Origin of the sequence: Chryseobacterium pennae (genome assembly GCF_003385515.1) — a bacterium.
GTDB lineage: Bacteria > Bacteroidota > Bacteroidia > Flavobacteriales > Weeksellaceae > Chryseobacterium > Chryseobacterium pennae.
The window spans coordinates 1-17679 of the sequence record NZ_QNVT01000052.1 but is presented as its reverse complement, the minus strand read 5'-3'; the positions used below and the strand labels follow the sequence as shown (position 1 = coordinate 17679).

General features: G+C 35.9%; 12 protein-coding genes and 1 pseudogene. 5 read left to right on the top strand and 8 right to left on the bottom strand.

What is annotated here, in order from left to right; all coding sequences use genetic code 11:
• The first annotated feature begins 159 nt into the window (after positions 1-159).
• Both DRF65_RS27870 and DRF65_RS27865 read left to right on the top strand, forming a co-directional pair.
• Positions 160-1989: an acyltransferase family protein gene (locus DRF65_RS27870; protein WP_115973968.1), complete on the top strand. Its 1830-nt coding sequence runs from the start codon at positions 160-162 to the stop codon at positions 1987-1989.
• A gap of 321 nt (positions 1990-2310) precedes the next feature.
• Positions 2311-5190 (top strand): M16 family metallopeptidase, encoded by a 2880-nt coding sequence (locus DRF65_RS27865; RefSeq protein ID WP_228438996.1) that lies wholly within the window; start codon positions 2311-2313, stop codon positions 5188-5190.
• A gap of 68 nt (positions 5191-5258) precedes the next feature.
• Here the strand turns inward: DRF65_RS27865 and DRF65_RS27860 are convergent, their stop codons facing one another.
• The 3 genes from DRF65_RS27860 to DRF65_RS27850 all read right to left on the bottom strand — a co-directional run bounded on the left by DRF65_RS27860 (position 5259) and on the right by DRF65_RS27850 (position 9540).
• Positions 5259-6335 carry a GNAT family N-acetyltransferase gene (locus DRF65_RS27860; protein WP_115973967.1) on the bottom strand — a complete coding sequence of 359 codons (1077 nt, stop codon included), beginning with the start codon at positions 6333-6335 and terminating at the stop codon, positions 5259-5261.
• Positions 6332-7333 (bottom strand): polysaccharide deacetylase family protein, encoded by a 1002-nt coding sequence (locus DRF65_RS27855; RefSeq protein WP_115973966.1) that lies wholly within the window; start codon positions 7331-7333, stop codon positions 6332-6334. The genes DRF65_RS27860 and DRF65_RS27855 overlap by 4 nt, the downstream gene beginning before the upstream one ends.
• Before the next feature lie 68 nt (positions 7334-7401).
• The gene (locus tag DRF65_RS27850) at positions 7402-9540 is read right to left on the bottom strand and encodes a S46 family peptidase (protein WP_115973965.1); all 2139 of its coding nucleotides are present in this window, start codon (positions 9538-9540) and stop codon (positions 7402-7404) included.
• Positions 9541-9795: 255 nt separating this feature from the next.
• Here DRF65_RS27850 and DRF65_RS27845 point away from each other — a divergent pair, with 255 nt between their 5' ends.
• Positions 9796-10281 carry a copper resistance protein NlpE gene (locus DRF65_RS27845; protein ID WP_228438994.1) on the top strand — a complete coding sequence of 162 codons (486 nt, stop codon included), beginning with the start codon at positions 9796-9798 and terminating at the stop codon, positions 10279-10281.
• Positions 10282-10317: 36 nt separating this feature from the next.
• Here DRF65_RS27845 and DRF65_RS27840 read toward each other — a convergent pair whose 3' ends face one another.
• From DRF65_RS27840 to lptB, 3 genes and pseudogenes are all read right to left on the bottom strand, one after another.
• Complete coding sequence (locus DRF65_RS27840; RefSeq protein WP_115973964.1) at positions 10318-10593, bottom strand: hypothetical protein; 276 nt, start codon at positions 10591-10593, stop codon at positions 10318-10320.
• Between the two features lie 40 nt (positions 10594-10633).
• On the bottom strand, positions 10634-12361 hold the full coding sequence (locus tag DRF65_RS27835) for an ABC transporter ATP-binding protein (protein WP_115973969.1): 1728 nt from the start codon (positions 12359-12361) through the stop codon (positions 10634-10636).
• A 503-nt stretch (positions 12362-12864) separates the two neighbouring features.
• A pseudogene (lptB, locus tag DRF65_RS27830) lies at positions 12865-13590 on the bottom strand (LPS export ABC transporter ATP-binding protein); the annotation flags it as partial.
• A 148-nt stretch (positions 13591-13738) separates the two neighbouring features.
• Here lptB and DRF65_RS27825 point away from each other — a divergent pair.
• Entirely contained in the window at positions 13739-14032 is a 294-nt protein-coding gene (locus DRF65_RS27825) for a TM2 domain-containing protein (RefSeq protein ID WP_115973962.1), read from the top strand.
• 177 nt (positions 14033-14209) lie between these two features.
• On the opposite strand, the gene DRF65_RS27820 is transcribed toward DRF65_RS27825, so the two are convergent.
• Together DRF65_RS27820 and hemB are read right to left on the bottom strand one after the other, a co-directional pair.
• Positions 14210-15727 (bottom strand): hypothetical protein, encoded by a 1518-nt coding sequence (locus DRF65_RS27820; protein ID WP_115973961.1) that lies wholly within the window; start codon positions 15725-15727, stop codon positions 14210-14212.
• 378 nt (positions 15728-16105) lie between these two features.
• On the bottom strand, positions 16106-17095 hold the full coding sequence (gene hemB, locus DRF65_RS27815; RefSeq protein ID WP_115973960.1) for a porphobilinogen synthase: 990 nt from the start codon (positions 17093-17095) through the stop codon (positions 16106-16108).
• A gap of 118 nt (positions 17096-17213) precedes the next feature.
• On the opposite strand from hemB, the gene DRF65_RS27810 reads away from it, so the two are divergent.
• Positions 17214-17564 carry a T9SS type A sorting domain-containing protein gene (locus DRF65_RS27810; RefSeq protein ID WP_115973959.1) on the top strand — a complete coding sequence of 117 codons (351 nt, stop codon included), beginning with the start codon at positions 17214-17216 and terminating at the stop codon, positions 17562-17564.
• The last annotated feature ends 115 nt before the right edge of the window (positions 17565-17679 follow it).

Below are 17679 nucleotides of genomic sequence, written 5' to 3'. Positions count from 1 at the left end.
AGCCCCGAGAGAAACGGTTACCCCACAGTATAGGTTGGAGCGTAGAAGGGTTTGGGTGTAGGTGTGTGTTGGCACGAGGAGTATGAGTGGATAGCGGGAAATAGCTCCTAACTCAATACATTTTTATTACTTTTGCCCAACATAACTAAAAATCATTGAATGCAGTTTAGAAATGACATACAGGGGATAAGAGGTCTTGCTTTTTTATTAGTTTTCATTTTTCATTTAAATTATAACTGGCTGCCCGGTGGTTTTATCGGAGTGGATGTTTTCTTTGTCATTTCAGGTTTTCTAATGACATCGATTATTGTAGGAGAAAAGGAAAAGTCTGATTTCAGTTTTTATAACTTTTACCTGAAGCGTCTAAAGAGAATATTCCCGGCCTATCTTTTTCTGCTTATCATTATAGCTTCTGCAGGATTTTTTATTTATCTGGACCGGGATTTCTGGGGTTTTCAAAAATCTGTAGGAGCTTCGTTATTATTTGTTTCCAACTTACTGTTCGCACGAGGAGATTCTTATTTCGGAGCCAGACTGGAGGATAACCCGTTTCTACATACATGGTCTCTTGCCGTAGAAATGCAGTTCTACCTTCTGCTTCCCCTGATTATTATATTTATCAGGAAAAGATTTCTACCGATTGTGATCATCCTGCTTATTGTTGCTTTAACGGCATATGCTAATATTTCAATGTACCTCAGCCATGATACATCGATCAAATATTTTTCACTTCCTGCCCGGATTCCAGAGTTTCTAATTGGCTCATTATATAGTGTTACTTTAAAGGGTAAAATGAATTTCAGCAGAACGAATAATAACATTATCACCACTCTTAGCCTGGGAATATTGATCTTATCTGCTTTTCTGATGGATAAGAATACTCCTTTCCCTGGAGCCACAGCTCTAATCCCAACCATTGCTACCGCCAATTTATTAGTTACAGGCAGTAATTTTGTTTCTGATTTTTTTGCTAAGAAGATTCCCCGTTATATAGGTGAGCTTTCTTATTCTCTCTATCTGTGGCATTGGCCATTGATTGCGTACATCCGATATTATAATGATGAATATTCTCTGAGCACTCCAGAAGTTATTTTCATTTGTATACTTACTGGTCTTATGGCATGGGTTTCTTACCGCTTTATTGAAAATTATTTCAGGAAGAAAAACAGCCCTGTATTTTTACGGTATTCTGTTTCAGGCTCTGTATTGCTAGGTCTTCTTACTTTATTTCTTCCTAAGGTTGCGGAGATCTATAAGATCCCGGATATCTATACTTCCCCAACTTTTGGAGTGGATTCGCATAATCAGAAAAAGACAGAGTTTTTCGGGGACAGAGCTGCTAAAAGCCCTAAAATACTACTGATAGGAGACAGCCACGCTTTGACTATCAAGCCTTTCTTAAATTATATTGGGGAAAGAAACCATTTTTCCTTTACTACAGTAACGAGTGACGGTATTATTGCTTTGCATGGTATCAAGAGAGATGAAATTCCTTCTTACGGAATGAAATTCTATGATGCCGCCCAGCAACTCGCACCATTTACAGAACAAAACATCAGTCAGAACAAGATCATCATGATTAACTGCTCTACGTTCATAAGTCCTCCCTCGGTATATGAGACTATAGAAAAAATAGCCCGCAATTTAAAACATGATCAAAAATTGGTTGTTTTTGAAACTTATCCTACCGTTGACCGTGATCCTATAAAAATTAACAGGGATTATATTAAAAGAACTTCCAGAAAGTTTGTCGTTACGATAAATAAAGAAAACAGATCAGCTCTGCAAAAGCTTGCCGCATCCCATCACAACATCTATTTCTATGATCTGTCAAAAAGTAAGGTATTTGAAACGGCTCCTTTCTATAAAGATACTTTAATGTATTATAACAGATCACATCTGAATGTGTACGGCTCCGTTTCTCTGGCTAAAGATCTGGAAAAAGATTTTATGTCTTTCTTTACTCCTATTCTTAATGAAGAAAAATAAAATGATTGAATGAGCCTTGAAGATGGAGATTATAGAGGTCATCAATAGTGCCTACTATCATTTTTTAAGGTGGCTTTATTGTGATTTTAATAATAACATAGTTTCCAACATTACTCTACAGCTTCAGTTTTGAAATTCAACTTTCTCAGTCCAAATTCACATTCTTTTATAAAATCCTGCAATTTTCATAACAGGATGTACTTATTTTTCCTTGTTATATAGGTTTTCAACTATGATCATAGATGTAATAGTCACAAAAATCGGGGTACATTTTTTTTGATTGCTTACATTTGTACTACATTCTTATTATAAGAGGATGAAATGAATTCATATATGACAGACAGAAAATATCAAGAAACGGTTCATACAGATACAAACCACTACGAATATACCACGGTAACCTACGACAAGAATAAAGTAAGAATCTATACATTGAAGAATGGCCTTAAGGTTTTCCTTGCCCAGAATTTTGATGCACCAAGGATACAGACTTTTATTCCGGTAAGAACAGGGAGTAATAATGATCCGGCAGATAATACCGGTCTGGCTCATTATCTTGAACACATGATGTTCAAAGGAACTTCCAAAATAGGAACCCAAAGCTGGGAAAAGGAAAAGGAACTTCTTGACCAGATCTCCGCACTTTATGAAAGCCATAAAGCTGAGCAGGATCCTGAAAAGAAAAAAGAAATCTATAAAAAGATAGATGAAATCTCCCAGGAAGCAAGCCAATATGCTATTGCCAATGAGTATGATAAAGCAATCTCTTCTTTAGGAGCTACAGGAACCAATGCTCATACCTGGTTCGATGAAACGGTTTATAAAAACAATATTCCGAACAATGAACTGGAAAAATGGCTGAAAATTGAAAAAGAAAGATTCTCTGAGATTGTTCTCCGTCTTTTCCATACAGAACTGGAGTCTGTATATGAGGAATTCAACAGGGCACAGGATAATGACTCGAGGCTGGTCAACTATGAACTGATGGCAGCTCTTTTCCCTACTCATCCTAACGGGCAGCAAACTACTCTGGGAAGACCCGAGCATCTGAAAAATCCTTCCATGAAGGCTATTCATAAGTATTTTGAGGAATACTATGTTCCTAATAATTACGCCATGGTATTGGTTGGTGATCTTGATTTTGAAGCAACGATTCAATTGGTAGATCAATATTTTGGGACCATTCCCTACAGAGAACTTCCGAAAAAGACTCCGATTATTGAGCAACCTATTACCGGAATTGTTGAAACTACCGTAAAAAGCCCCACTACTCCACGGGTTCAATTGGCATGGAGAACAGACAGCTATGGAACCAGGGAAGCCATGCTTGCCGATATTGTTGTAAATATTCTGAGCAACAGAGGGGAAGCCGGCTTATTGGACCTTCATATCAATCAGACTCAGAAAATGCTTTGGGCACAGGCATTCTCCGTAGGATTAAAAGAATATGGTTATTTTTCCATTGTTGCAGTTCCGAAGGAGACCCAAACCCTGCAAGAAGCAACGAATATGGTCCTGGAAGAAATAGAACTTATCAAGAAGGGGGATTTTCCTGACTGGATGCTTCCGGCTATCATCAATGACTTCAAGCTTCAAAGAATGAAAGGCCTTGAAACAGCAGAAGGCCTGGCTACTACTCTATATGATATTTATATAAAAGGAAGAAGCTGGGAACAGGAGCTGAATGAAATGGATGAATATGCAGGTTTTACTAAAGAAGACGTTATCACCTTTGCCAATACATTCTTCAAGGACAATTATGTAGTTGTAAATAAAGAAAAAGGAGTTAATGATAAATTAATCAGAGTTGAAAATCCGGGCATTACCCCTATTAAGATCAACCGTGATGCACAATCTGAGTTTCTGAAGGAAATATTATCTGAAAAAACTGAAGATATCAAGCCAGAATTCATCGATTACGAAAAGGAGATTTTGAACGGTGAGATCAAGGGGAAAAAACTGAGTTTTGTAAAAAATAAGTACAACGATATTGCCCAGGTTTATTTTGTCTTCCCTTTTGGAAGTGATCATGACAGAGATCTGGGAATTTCCACTCAGCTGCTTCAGTATTTAGGGACAGATGAACTTTCTCCTGAGGATCTGAAAAAGGAGTTTTTCAAAATCGGAGTCAGCAATGATTTTAAAACATCTAATAATCAGTTATTGATCTCTCTAAGCGGATTGGAGGAAAATATTGAAAAAGGGATTTTACTTCTTCAGCAATGGATGTATCGCGTACAGCCTGATCAGGAGATTTATAATCAATTTGTAGGAACTGTTCTGGAAAACCGTCAGGCTATTAAAAAAGATAAGAACCGTATCATGACTGCCCTTACTAATTATACTAAATTAGGAAGTACTTCACGTTTTATGGACGTTATCTCTAAGGAAGAACTCGAAAATACCAAGCCTGAAGTATTCACAGACCGTATGAAACGATTGTTCAAATATCCTTATCAGATTTTCTTTTATGGAAAGGACTTTGAGGCATTTAAAGGATATATTGGTGAATACACAGAAGCCGAAAGCCTTCAGATTCCTGAACCGAAACAATATCCTGAGCCTGCTACCGGAGGAAATGTCTATTTTATCGATTATGATATGGTTCAGATGGAAATGAGCAAGGTTGGTAAAGGAAATATGGTGAATCCTGCCTATTTTGGAAAGGTGAATGTCTTTAATGAATATTTCGGAAGAGGATTGTCTTCAATTGTTTTCCAGGAGATCCGGGAGAGTAAAAGTCTTGCCTATTCTGCCTATGTTTCCTATTCTGCCAATGCTGAACTGAACCACCCTGATTATGTAAGCACTTATATCGGGACACAGCCGGATAAGCTGATGATCGCTGTGGATACGATGGATGAACTGATGAATGAACTTCCTGAAGTGACCATACAGTTTGAAAATGCCAAAAATGCAGCTTTAAAGCAGATTGCTTCCACCAGAGTAACGAGAATTAACATATTCTTTAATACTTTAAGGCTAAAGAAACTGGGTATTTACCATGATTTCAGAAAGGATATCTTTGAACAGATCCGGGAGCTGAAATTTGAAGATATCAGACAGTTTTATCAATCGGAAATTCAGTCCGTACATTTTAATACCGCCATTATCGGTAAAAAAGAAAACCTGAATATGGAAGCTGTAAGTAAAATGGGAACTTTTACAGAAGTAAGTCTGAAGGACATTTTCGGACATTAAAAAAGCTAAAAAGCCGCTCGATATAAATATCAAGCGGCTTTTATTATATTCTTAACCGAACCATTCCTTTACGTCATCATACAATCTCCGTCTCCATCCTGAAAATGTGGGTTGAATTGCTCCGGAAGTTCCTCCAGTAATTGTTTATGAAAAAGATATTCCCGTCTGAAACCACGTTCATAGATTTTCGGAAAGACCTTAGACTGTTGTATTGCCTCATTGAGTCCGGTGTGGTAACAGGTAAATCCTTTTACTTTATTCAAAATGACGAAATAGCTTAAAAAAGCTACAATTCTTTCATCATCTGTTTTTGAAAAAAAATAAGGTATTTTAAGATAACCTTCTCTGAGCTGAAGCAAAAGGCAACCAGCAAGTTTATTGCTGTCATCGTAAATTTTTATCCAAAAGTATTTAAAAACTCCTGCAAAGCTTGAAAAGAAATACTTCTCTTCTTTTTTACCTTCCAGAATCCAGGGATTATCTATAAAGGTATTGATTTCCTCTGCGCTCCGGTTTTCGGAAAATCCAGCCACAAAATCTATGCTTTCCTGATCTGCACGATCAAGGATTTCATATTTAAATTTTGGTTCTTCTACTCCAAGGTTCTTCAATGAGATTAAGGAATTGGCGACTGTATCCAAAACATAGAAAAGTGGTTTTCCTATTCTTGTTTTAGGCTTTTTTTCAGGAATCATCCCTGTGGCATCTGTTCTAAAGTAATATCTCTTTCCGTCTTTTGGGAAAACATCCTCAAAAGCACCCATAATGATATACAATGCTTCAGCCTCTTTGGTGAATTCCGTTATGGCAATTCGTCCTCCGTATTCTTCAAAAACCTTTTTCAATAGTTTTTTAGCAGGTCTTTTCTTCTGAAATTCCGGATTCACATAGAGTGTACTCAGCCAGGCGTACTCTACTTTTTGTCCTTCAACAACAAAATAATCAGGGAAACATCCTACATATCCGGCCAATTTTCCTTCATATAAAGCCAAAATAAGGAGTGTCTGGTCCTCTGTTGCTCTGGGATTATTGATTTGAGAGATTGCCCGATGCTTGGTAATAGGCAGAAAATCATACTGCCTGAATGCACCGGATGATACGAACTCTTCCAGTTCTTTTTTATTGAATGCTTTCAGCTGTATCATTTTCTTACGATGGTGTTTTTATTAATCAGCTTTTTCAGCTTGAAGTAAGCAATTTCTCTTTTCAGAATTTTTTCTGCACTCTCACCTGTTTCCATTGGGATTCTCTGGAAGTTTCTCTTTACGCTGTCAAGTTTTATCCCTGCTGTTCCAAAGGTACAGTACATTTCCTCATTTTTAAACAGCTCTTCAAAGAAGTCATTCTTCACTCCAAAATCAGTGAAAGGGAATGCAAAACTCTCATACAGAAAATTATTTTCCTTTAAATAAGCAAAGGTTTTATCTATGGACTTCGTTTGTTCTTCCAAAGACAGATCTCCGTATTTTGGATGATCCCAGCCGTGGGAAGATATTCCAAAACCTTTATGGGTAAGATGTTTTAATTCCTCTGTACTCAAATAAGGTCTGTATTCCTTTATATAAGATTTAAAATCAAATTCAAGCTTTTCAGCAAGGAGATCCAGCATATTTTTCTCCTGATAGGTAATCTTTAAGATTTTGTTCTTTACAATTTCAATGACAGCATTACTATTAAGAGACAAAACAGTGTATACTTCAGGATTTATAGTTGTTTTATTTCCAATTGCATCTATAAGAAGGCTGGCTTTACATCTGAACATGATCTCCTTATTATCTATAAAAGCCGGGTTTATGAAATTGCAGGCATAAATTCCTTTCCGTTCCAACACAGGTGCTACAATATCATAAAATTCTCTGAATCCATCATCAAAGGTAAGTAAAGCAATCTTTTTCTGAGCTTTGAAATTTCCTGAAGTAAAATCTTTGAATTCCTGCCAGTTTACCCATTGAAAATGTTTTGAAAGATCATCGATATCCTTTTCAAAATCTTTAGAATTCTTGTATTCAATTACATGCTTAATATGGGGAAGATTCTCATCGGAAACACAGTGATATAAAGGTAAACAGAAATTCAGCGGAAATGATTTTCCGATATAATCTGTTTCAAAAGCTGTCAATAGATTAATGAGCCTGTCCTTCATCCTAAAAATAAAAAGAATCTATTCAAAATTAAATTCGAATAGATTCTTTAAAGGTATAACTTTTAAAATTATTTTATCACCTTCATTTCATCAACAATCCATCTGGCATCTGCAAATTTATCAACGATGAAAAGGATATATTTTGTATCTACCATAATGTTTCTGCTGAAACGTGGATCGAAATTGATATCACTCATTGTTCCCTCCCACTGTCTGTCGAAGTTAAGACCGATCAGGTTTCCGTTCGCATCAAGTGTCGGGCTTCCCGAGTTTCCTCCTGTTGTATGGTTGGTTGCTGTAAATCCTACAGGAACATCACCTGTTTTATCTTTATAGATTCCGAAGTCTTTCTTATTGTAAAGCTCGATCAGTTTCTTAGGAACATCAAATTCATAATCTCCAGGAACATATTTCTCCATTACTCCGGCAAGGTGAGTCTGATAACCATAAGAAACGGCATCTCTCGGTGTAGAACCTTTTATTTTACCGTAAGTTACACGAAGCGTTGAATTAGCATCCGGAAAGAATTTTCTGTCTTTATCAGTTTCCATCTGCTGAGCCATGAATTTCTTCTGCAATGCATCAATTTTTGCCTGAAGCGTGGAATATTGTGGATCTGCTGTTTTCATGTAAGTTTCCTTCATAGAAACATAAAGCTGATAGATTGGATCTTTCTTCAACGTTTTGATCAGCTTATCCTGATTAGAGAATGCCTTATCGATATCTGCAGTCAGTGTTCCACCGTTTACAGCCGTTCTACCTGTAATGATAGAGTTTTTCGACATATCTTCCACTAAAGAGATATTTGCATTTTCATCCTTATACTTGTTGAAACCTACCGGTAAAAACTGTGGTGCGGTTTTATTATTGTATAAAGCCAATAGTTTTGCCGTTACTTTAGCATCAAGCTCTGCACTGTAATCTTTATAGAAAGAAGTAAGCTTATTTTTTATTCTGGTAAGTTCTTTTTCATCCATTCTTCCTGCTTCTACAGCAGCAATAAAATCATAATAATCACCTGCCAGCTTCAAAGTCTCAGCATTTCTTACTACTTCTGTATAATATGCATTATTTAATGCATAAGGAGCCTGCTCGTTATAAAGTTTGTTCAGCTGATCTAAAGTTGTTTTAACTTCAGGATTTCTAGCAACTAAAGACCCTTCATACATTACTTTTTTCTCTACAGCGCCGGATTTTTTTAATCCTTCCACTTCACCGATCCATTTTTTCCAGTAATTGGCTACAGAAGCATATTTGGAAGCATATTTAATACGTGTTTCATTATCAGCACGCATTTTTTCGTCCAATGTTTTTAAAGCTACATCACGTACAGCAATTCTTGCAGGATCAATATCTTTCATGATCTTTTCTACGCCTACTGCCGGAAGATATTCTGTAGTTCTTCCCGGGAACCCGAATACAAATGTGAAATCATTTTCATTCTTATCCTTGATAGAAACTGGTAAATAATGTTTCGGAACGTAGGGTACATTGTCTTTTGAATACTCTGCAGGCTTGTTGTCTTTGTCTGCATAAATTCTGAACATGGAGAAATCGCCGGTATGTCTTGGCCAAACCCAGTTATCGGTATCGCTTCCGAATTTTCCGATGCTTTGAGGTGGTGCTCCTACAAGACGGATGTCTTTATAAGTTTCAATCGTATAAGCATAGTACTTGTTTCCATAGTACATCGGCTTGATCATAATCGATTGGTAAGATTCAATTTTCTGAGAGTTTTTGTAAACCTCAATATTGTTATTGATCTTTTTGGTAAGTTCAGGTTCTGTAAGATTATCTGTTCCTTCCATAATCTGGAAGCTAACATCTTTTATATCTACAATAAAATCTACTTTTACTCCTGGGTTAGGAAGCTCGCCGTTCATGTTTTTAGCCCAGAAACCATTTGACAGAAGGTCATTCTGAACCGTAGAATGTGCCTGAATCTGACCAAATCCACAGTGGTGGTTAGTCAATAACAATCCCTTAGGAGAGATGATTTCCGCGGTACATCCACCGTTAAACTGTACTACAGCATCCTTTATGCTCGGCTTTTGTGGATTGAAAATATCTTTGGCAGAAATTTTCATTCCCAAATCCTTCATTTCCTTTTCATTCAGCTCTGTAGGAATCCACATTCCACCATATTGTTGTGCAAATGCCATTGCAGCCGGCAAAAGAAATACGGATAAAAGTATCTTTTTTGTCATAATCAAAAATTTTGCCCGAATTTACGAAGAAAAATAGGAATAGTACCCATAAAACGAGGGTAAAAAAAATCAACAATCAATTTGAATTGTGAATTACCTCTCATTTTCACAAAAACTGATAGGTAAAAATAAAGGTTGAATTGTTGTTGGGTATAAAAAACTGACAAGCGAAGCGACCTGACTGTTTCCTCTCCCTTGGCTCAATTTTTGTTTAAAGTCTGTCAGTTTAATAAAAACATATTTAACAAAATTATTATGATGAAAAACCAAACACTTATCCTGGGAATCGGAGCAGCTTTATTTCTTGCTTCCTGTTCTAAAAAAGAAACTGTGGATACTAAAAATTCGGCTACAGATTCTGCTGCTGTTCAAACAACGGCTACTGACAGTACAGCTCATCCTGTAACCAGTGCACAAGGTGATACTTCTGAAAATGCTTTGGATTGGAACGGTACTTATGAAGCAGTGATCCCATGTGCTGACTGCCCGGGAATCAAGACTTCATTAACGCTGAACAATGATAAAACTTTCAGCCTTACTGAAGAATACCTTGAAAGAAAATCGAAGAATGAAGATAAAGGATCTTTCACATGGGATACTACAGGAAGTGTTATTACTCTGAAAGGGAAAACAGCAAACTATAAATATAAAGTGGGCGAAAATATACTTATTCAACTGGATATGGACGGAAAAGAAATTGAAGGACCGAACAAGGACCTGTATGTATTCAAGAAAAAATAAAAATAAAGGCAGAAGCCTTTATTTTTTTGCTTTATATCAGAACTGATAGGCTATAATCTTTACATCATCAACTAAATCTTTTATCAATTCTTCATGATGCGTATTCTTACCTGTCAGCCTCCAGGTTGCAGTGATATTCCCTTGTGTATATTGCTGTTTGATCAATACATACTTTAAATGGTGTTTTTTAAAAAGTTCTTCACAATGTTTTAAATTTACTGCCAGATCCTGTGCTCTTACTACAGGTTTAGACTGCAGCTGGGTAAGAATAGCTGTGATGCGGTCGAGTTTTTTTAGATAGTGATCGTTCATGTATTGACAGTTGTTGGCTGAAGATAAGTCAACAAAATTATTAATTTTCTTTAAGAGTATTTACCAGTTTATCGAGATTTAAGCTTCGGGCTGAGGCATCAAAGATCTCACGATAAGTTCCTTCTTTATTGTACAATTCATCATGAGTTCCATTCTCTACTACTCTTCCTTTTTTCATAACGTAGATCATATCAGAATCCAGAATCTGGGATAATGAATGGGAAATAATGATAACAGTTCTTCCCTCTTTTATAGCATCCAGAGAATTTTTGATCTGTTCGGTAGCGATGGCATCCAGACTTGCGGTAGGTTCATCCAGGAATATAATCGGAGGATTCTTCAAAAACAATCTTGCAATCGCAATTCTCTGTTGCTGTCCCCCTGAAAGTTGAGTGGCATCATGCTGATAACCGGTAGGAAGATCCATAATCTGATCGTGTAGATAGGCTTTTTTAGCTGCATCCTTAATTTCTTCAAGGGTGGCATTCATATTTCCATAGCGGATATTGTCTTCAATACTGCCCTGAAAAATGTGGTTTTTTTGAAGAACTAATCCCAGATCGCTTCTCAGAAATGTATTATCAAATTCATTTAAGTTCACCCCATCCAGCAGAATCTCACCTGAATCAGGCAGATAAAATTTACACAGCAAGTTAATAACCGTTGATTTTCCAGCTCCGCTCAGTCCTACCAATGCTGTCGTTTTTCCATTTTCAATTTTCATGGAAACATTATGTAAGGCCTGGGTTCCGTTGGGATAACTAAAGTCTACGTTTTTCAGTTCAAAAGTTCCTATAATTTTATTTTCCACAAAGGTTCCATTCGGTTCTGTTTCATTATCAGCATTAAGAATATCAAAATATCCTTCAGCATAGATCATTGCATCATTCATATCATCATAAATCCTGTGCAATTGACGGATTGGTGCTGACACATTGTTGAAAAGCATAATATGAAGCATAATGGCTCCGATAGTCATTTGCTGATCCAATACCAAGTACACTGTTAGAAGAATAATTAAAACGACTCCAAACTGTTCGATGAAAGTTTTTAATCCGTCATAAATAAAGTTAGTTTTCCTTGTGAACATCTGGCTTTCCATCAATTGCATCTGCAGATCATATTGTTTTTTTCCTTCAAATTTTTCACGGACAAAACTTTTAATCACCATAATGGAATTCACCAGATTCAAAAGCCCGGAAGTCTTTTTCTCTCTCTGATTTCTCAGCTGCCGGCGTACTCCACTCAGCTTTTTAGCCTGCAGTGAACTTATGTAAAAATAGATCGGAACAATGATCGTTGAAACCAATCCTACATACACATTCTGCATATACATGATGATAAGCGCAATGATCGCATTGGAAAAAAGCGGAAGAATATCAATAAAAAAATTCTGCACCAGTTTTGTTAAGCTTTCAATTCCACGATCAATCCTGATCTGCAATTTTCCGGATTCGTGATTTTCATCATTAAAGTAAGCCACTCTATAGCTCAAAATTTTATCAATAGCAGATTGTGCCAGCACAGAACTGACATTAATTCTGATCTTTTCACCATAAAACTTCTGTCCGAAATTGATAAAAATATTCAACAGTTCTTTTCCCAATAAAATAATAGAAATGATGACAAGAATATGAATCCCTTCTGTCATTGGATTAGGAAGATGGGTAAGCTTGGTAACCTCATCTACTGTATACTTCAGTACAATCGGGTTTACCTGTGCTGCCAAAGCTCCAAGAAAAGTTAGAAACAATGTTCCGTAAATCATCGGCCGATAGGGTCTGATGAATGGAACAAGCTGTTTATAAATCCCAAATAAAGTAACTGTTCTGTTGAATGGTTTTGCCATAGGAATTATTTAAACTGAAAAACGTACCGTTTCGAAGAGAAAAGGTACGTTTTATTATCATGTTCAGCAAATAAATGCTTTATATTTTATCCTTCAAACATATAGGTTGTAAGGTAATGAAGTTCTTTTCTGCTGGCTTCTTTAGCCTCTGCTTCTGCCTGTTCCAGAGAATATTGGGAATTGATTTCTTTTTTCTGGAAAATAAATGAGTTGTTGGCATTCTTATCTACAACTTCATCAAAGATATGCTTAATTTCAGGGTTTCCTAGAGAGGCAAAACTGATATCTTCAAAACCGTACATCCGTCTTAAATCATCAAACTGACTAAAATTTTCACTAACAAATCCCTGCAGCTGTGCTTTGGAATCAAAGTTACCAGCCCAGATATTATAAGCATATTTCTTCTTTTTAGGCTTATCTAAAATACTTTGATATACGAAGTTTTCACCAAGATAAGCTTCTCTTACCTGTGGATCATTGGCAAGGTCTTCCGGAAGTCCTTCTTTAAGGATCTTTCCTTCAAACATAATGTATGTTTTGTTGGTAATTGCAAGCGTCTGCTGTACGTTGTGGTCAGTGATCAGGATTCCGATATTTTTATCTACAAGACTTCTTACAATTTTTTGAATATCTTCTACCGCAATCGGGTCTACCCCGGCGAAAGGCTCATCCAGAAGGATAAAGTTTGGACTTGTTGCCAAACAACGGGCAATTTCCGTTCTACGTCTCTCTCCTCCGGAAAGAAGATCTCCTCTGTTTTTACGAACATGTTGTAAAGAAAACTCTTCAACCAGCTCATCACATTTGATCTGCTGCTCACGTTTTGAAAGTTTTGTAAGCTGCAATACACCCATGATGTTTTCCTCTACAGACAATTTTCTGAAAACGGAAGCTTCCTGTGCCAGATATCCTATACCCTTTTGAGCTCTTCGGTACATCGCATCCGTAGTAATCTCCTGTTTATCCAAGAAAATTTTTCCTGAAGTAGGCTTAACCAACCCTACGATCATATAAAACGATGTCGTTTTTCCTGCTCCGTTCGGACCAAGCAAACCAACAATTTCTCCCTGCTGAACCTGTACAGAAACACCTTTTACAACTTTTTTAGGACCGTATTCTTTGATTAAGTTTTCTCCGCGTAAAATCATAGGGCAAATATATCAAAAATATAAACTTCACTTATAGGTAAATGTAAACTTGTTTATCTTAAATATTGATCTTTTCACTTTTACTGCATGTAACTTTTAATGATTCTGAACTACTTATTTTATAGAAAATCAATTATAAACATTAAAAATGGAAAATTACGGATATACAAAAACGGAAAATACAGAGAACCAGCAAAGCAATATCCCCTATCGTTCAGAAAAAAAGATTCCCGCTGCCCTATTAGGAATTCTGGTAGGCTGGCTGGCTTTAAATAAATTTTATCTTGGATACAAAAGAGAAGGTATTATTCAGTTAATCCTGAATGTGGTCACTTGTGGTGCTGCTTCCGTGATTCCTTTTATTGAAGGGATTCTATATCTGTTTATGAGTGATAAACAGTTTGATGATACTTATGTACATGGAAGAAAACCATGGTTATAAAAAAACTGTTCTTTTATTATTTAAAACAACAGAAATACAGAAACTTATATTAATTTCATTAAAAAAAATTCCGGCTGTTCTTATCTGAACAGCCGGTTTTATATTTTAATAATGGGAATATTTCTGCCAAGAACTCAAGATATGAATCTTTAGAGCTATTTCTTATTCACAAGGTCTTTAATTATTTCCATAAATAACAAAATACTTTGTTTTCTTGATAATCTTTTTCTTTTTCATTACTTCTACAGTAAATGAACTTTTATAAAAACCGTCTTTGAAAAGGGTAAATTTCTTTTCATCCACAGCAAATATGTTAGCATCAAGTTTAGGAAGATCAGTCTTCCATTTTGGGTATTCCACATCCATTTCCCAGGATGCCCTGTCTAAATATTTTCCATTGACCACATCCAAAAGCGGAGATCCCGGTAAAAAAATAATATTGGGATACTCCTTTTCGAGATTTTCTGATTCTTTGATGTATTCATATTCTTTTTCAGACATCAGTAATCCGGAAACAGCAGGAATATCTTTTGCAAATACATAACGTGTAGAAAATATACTCTCGGAAAAATAAGGATAATTCAGCCTGATCAGTAAGAAAGAGCTTAAGGAAACCAACCACAGTCCCCAAAAGAAACGGGTCTTATCTTCCAGAAATTTAATCATGAGAATAAAAACAAAAAAAGTAGGGGTATTGGCTCCCCAGGAAATCGTGGAAGTCCAGCCTAAAAACAGCAAAAAGAATACATTTTTCTCATGAGGATTATATTTTAAAAACAATACCGCCAACAGTAAAAACAATGTATTAATCCCCGTATACCCTCCATTATTAAACAATGGATAAATAATCAGAACAGGAAAAAGGATCAGTAAAATATATTCAAAGATTTCTTTCTTAACCTTAATAAAATAAATGGAAACCAAACCAGCAATCAAAAGGGCAGACTGCCATTTGCTTGAGAATAAATAAGGGGCAATACTGCTGTCATAAAAGCTTGATGCTATTGAAGTATTAAAAACAAGATTCCAGAATGCAGCAAAGTTTTCAATAATATGATATTGAAAGAGGGCAAAGATCAGCAATAGAAATGATATCCCCGAAACTATAATATCTTTTCTGATCAATGTTCTTTTTATAAACAGATCTCTGAATACAAACAGAGACAATCCAAAACTGAAAATAAAGAAAGACTGTTTGGTGAGTGCCGTTATTCCTAAAAATACTAAAGTACTCAACAGCCATTTTCTCTTATAAAAATAAAGGGAAATAGCTCCAAAAAAGATTCCGTCTACCGTATGCCACGGCATAATGGGAAATACATGCATAAAACAGATCACAAACAGGAAGCTGATCTCATATCTGATTTTATCAAAAAGAAGCTTCTGAAAAATCAGTGTGGTAGCGAAGCATTGTATTACAAACAGAATCCTGCAGATCAAAATAAAATATGCTGAGGAAGCAGGAATCCATTTCAGCAGGCTATCCCAAAATATCAAAGTAAAAAAGGGACGGATATAATCAAAATCCTTATACATCTCCTGTCCCTGCTGCAGTCGTCCCACTATGGAAGGGATAAAGCCCAGATCAAACTGATCGACACTGTAAATGCATACAAAGGAAAGATATATTATGGACAAAATTCCCAGTATATACTGAATGGGTTTTCTATAATGTTCTTTAAAAGTGATATTCATTGGTTTTTAATCTATTTTATTGATGACTGCAATACAAAGTATTTTTTACAATCATTGATCCCGGAAGAATGTAAACAGGCATAAAGACTAGCTTAAAGAAGGTTATCTAGCCTGGAGTATTCAGTCTGAATTTCAAAAAAACGGATGCTGATTTTTTCATATTATGTGTTAAATTTCTGGTGCAATGATAATAAATTTTGACCATTAAAATCAATATTTTCCCAAAAAACCAGTGATAATAAAGACCTTCAAAAAATATTGACATGCCCAACATCGTAGCATTCTACTTTAAAAAGGTATTATCAGGTCTCATTAAAAATTCCTACAAAAAAATAGACTGCCTTACTGACAGTCTATTTAAGCTTATTTGGATTTCTCTTATTTGTTCAAAATCATAGCAGCTTCTTTAGCAAAATAAGTGAAGATCATATCTGCACCGGCTCTTTTGAAACAGGTAAGACTTTCGATGATTGTCTTATCATTATCCAGCCAGCCGTTTTGAACAGCAGCCTTTACCATTGCATATTCACCGCTTACGTTATAAACGGCAATCGGAAGATCAATCGCTTCACGTACTTTAGAAACGATATCCAGATAAGGAAGTCCCGGTTTGATCATGATCACATCAGCCCCTTCATCAATATCTTTAAATACTTCATTCATGGCTTCACGTGAATTATGATAATCCATCTGATAGGTCTTTTTATCCTTCGGAATTTCCATATCGTCTTTTGGAGCACTGTCTAAAGCACTTCTGAAAGGTCCATAGAAAGAGCTTGCATATTTTGCAGCATAACTTACGATTCCTACATCTGCAAATCCGCTTTCTTCCAATGCTTCACGGATCACCTGTACTCTGCCATCCATCATGTCGCTTGGAGCTACAAGATCAGCTCCTGCCTCGGCATGAGAAACTGACATTCTTGCCAACGCATCATTGGTAGCGTCATTTAAAATTTTTCCGTTTTCAATAATTCCGTCGTGTCCGTAGATTGAATAAGGATCTAATGCTACATCAGGCATTACAATCATTCCCGGAACTGCATCTTTGATCGCTTTGATCGTATTCTGCATCAATCCGTTTTTGTTCCATGCTTCTTTTCCGGTATTGTCTTTCACATTTTCGGACACCTTCATGTACAAATTGACAGCTTTTACACCTAAAGAAAATAATTCCTTACATTCTTTCACTGTTAAATCTATGCTTCGCCTGAAAATTCCCGGCATCGACGGGATCGGTTCCTGCATGTTTTCGCCCTCCATTACGAAGATCGGCATTACAAAATCATCAGTTGTAAGCACATTTTCTCTTACCAAACTTCTGATAGATTCATTAACTCTAAGTCTTCTATTTCTTGAATGTATCATTTTGGAATACTTTTTGAATAAGTTTCTACAAATTTACTATAAGTTCTATAAAAAACTATTGTAAGAGATTATAGAATTTGTTATATTTGTTATATATATTCGAGAAATTATAAATTTGATGAAAAAACTTTTACTTTTAATTCTATTTGTAGGCACTTTTGTTGGATTTTCCAACAATTTACAAGCTCAGCTTAGAGAGCCGGGTTCCATCACTCAGAAGGCAGATGATGGCGTTTTGCTTGCCTATCCAAATCCTGCAAAGGATTTCCTTATCATTAAGGCAAAGGATTCTTCTTTAAGAATCAAAAGTGTGACTTTTTATTCTATTTTGGGTATGCAGGTTGCCAACTATACCGTCAATATGAACTCCGGAGAGATTAATATTGAAAAATTAAAACCCGGTAAATATTTGATCCGTTATATTTTGAGCGACAATACGCAGAAAGTTACTCAAATCGTAAAACAATAAATTAAGATCCTGATAATGGACTGCCCCCAAAAAGTTAGACACTTTTTAGGGGCATTTTTTTATGTATAGAAAAGAAAAATTTAGCGTTGCTTTCAAATTAGAATGTATTAACCTT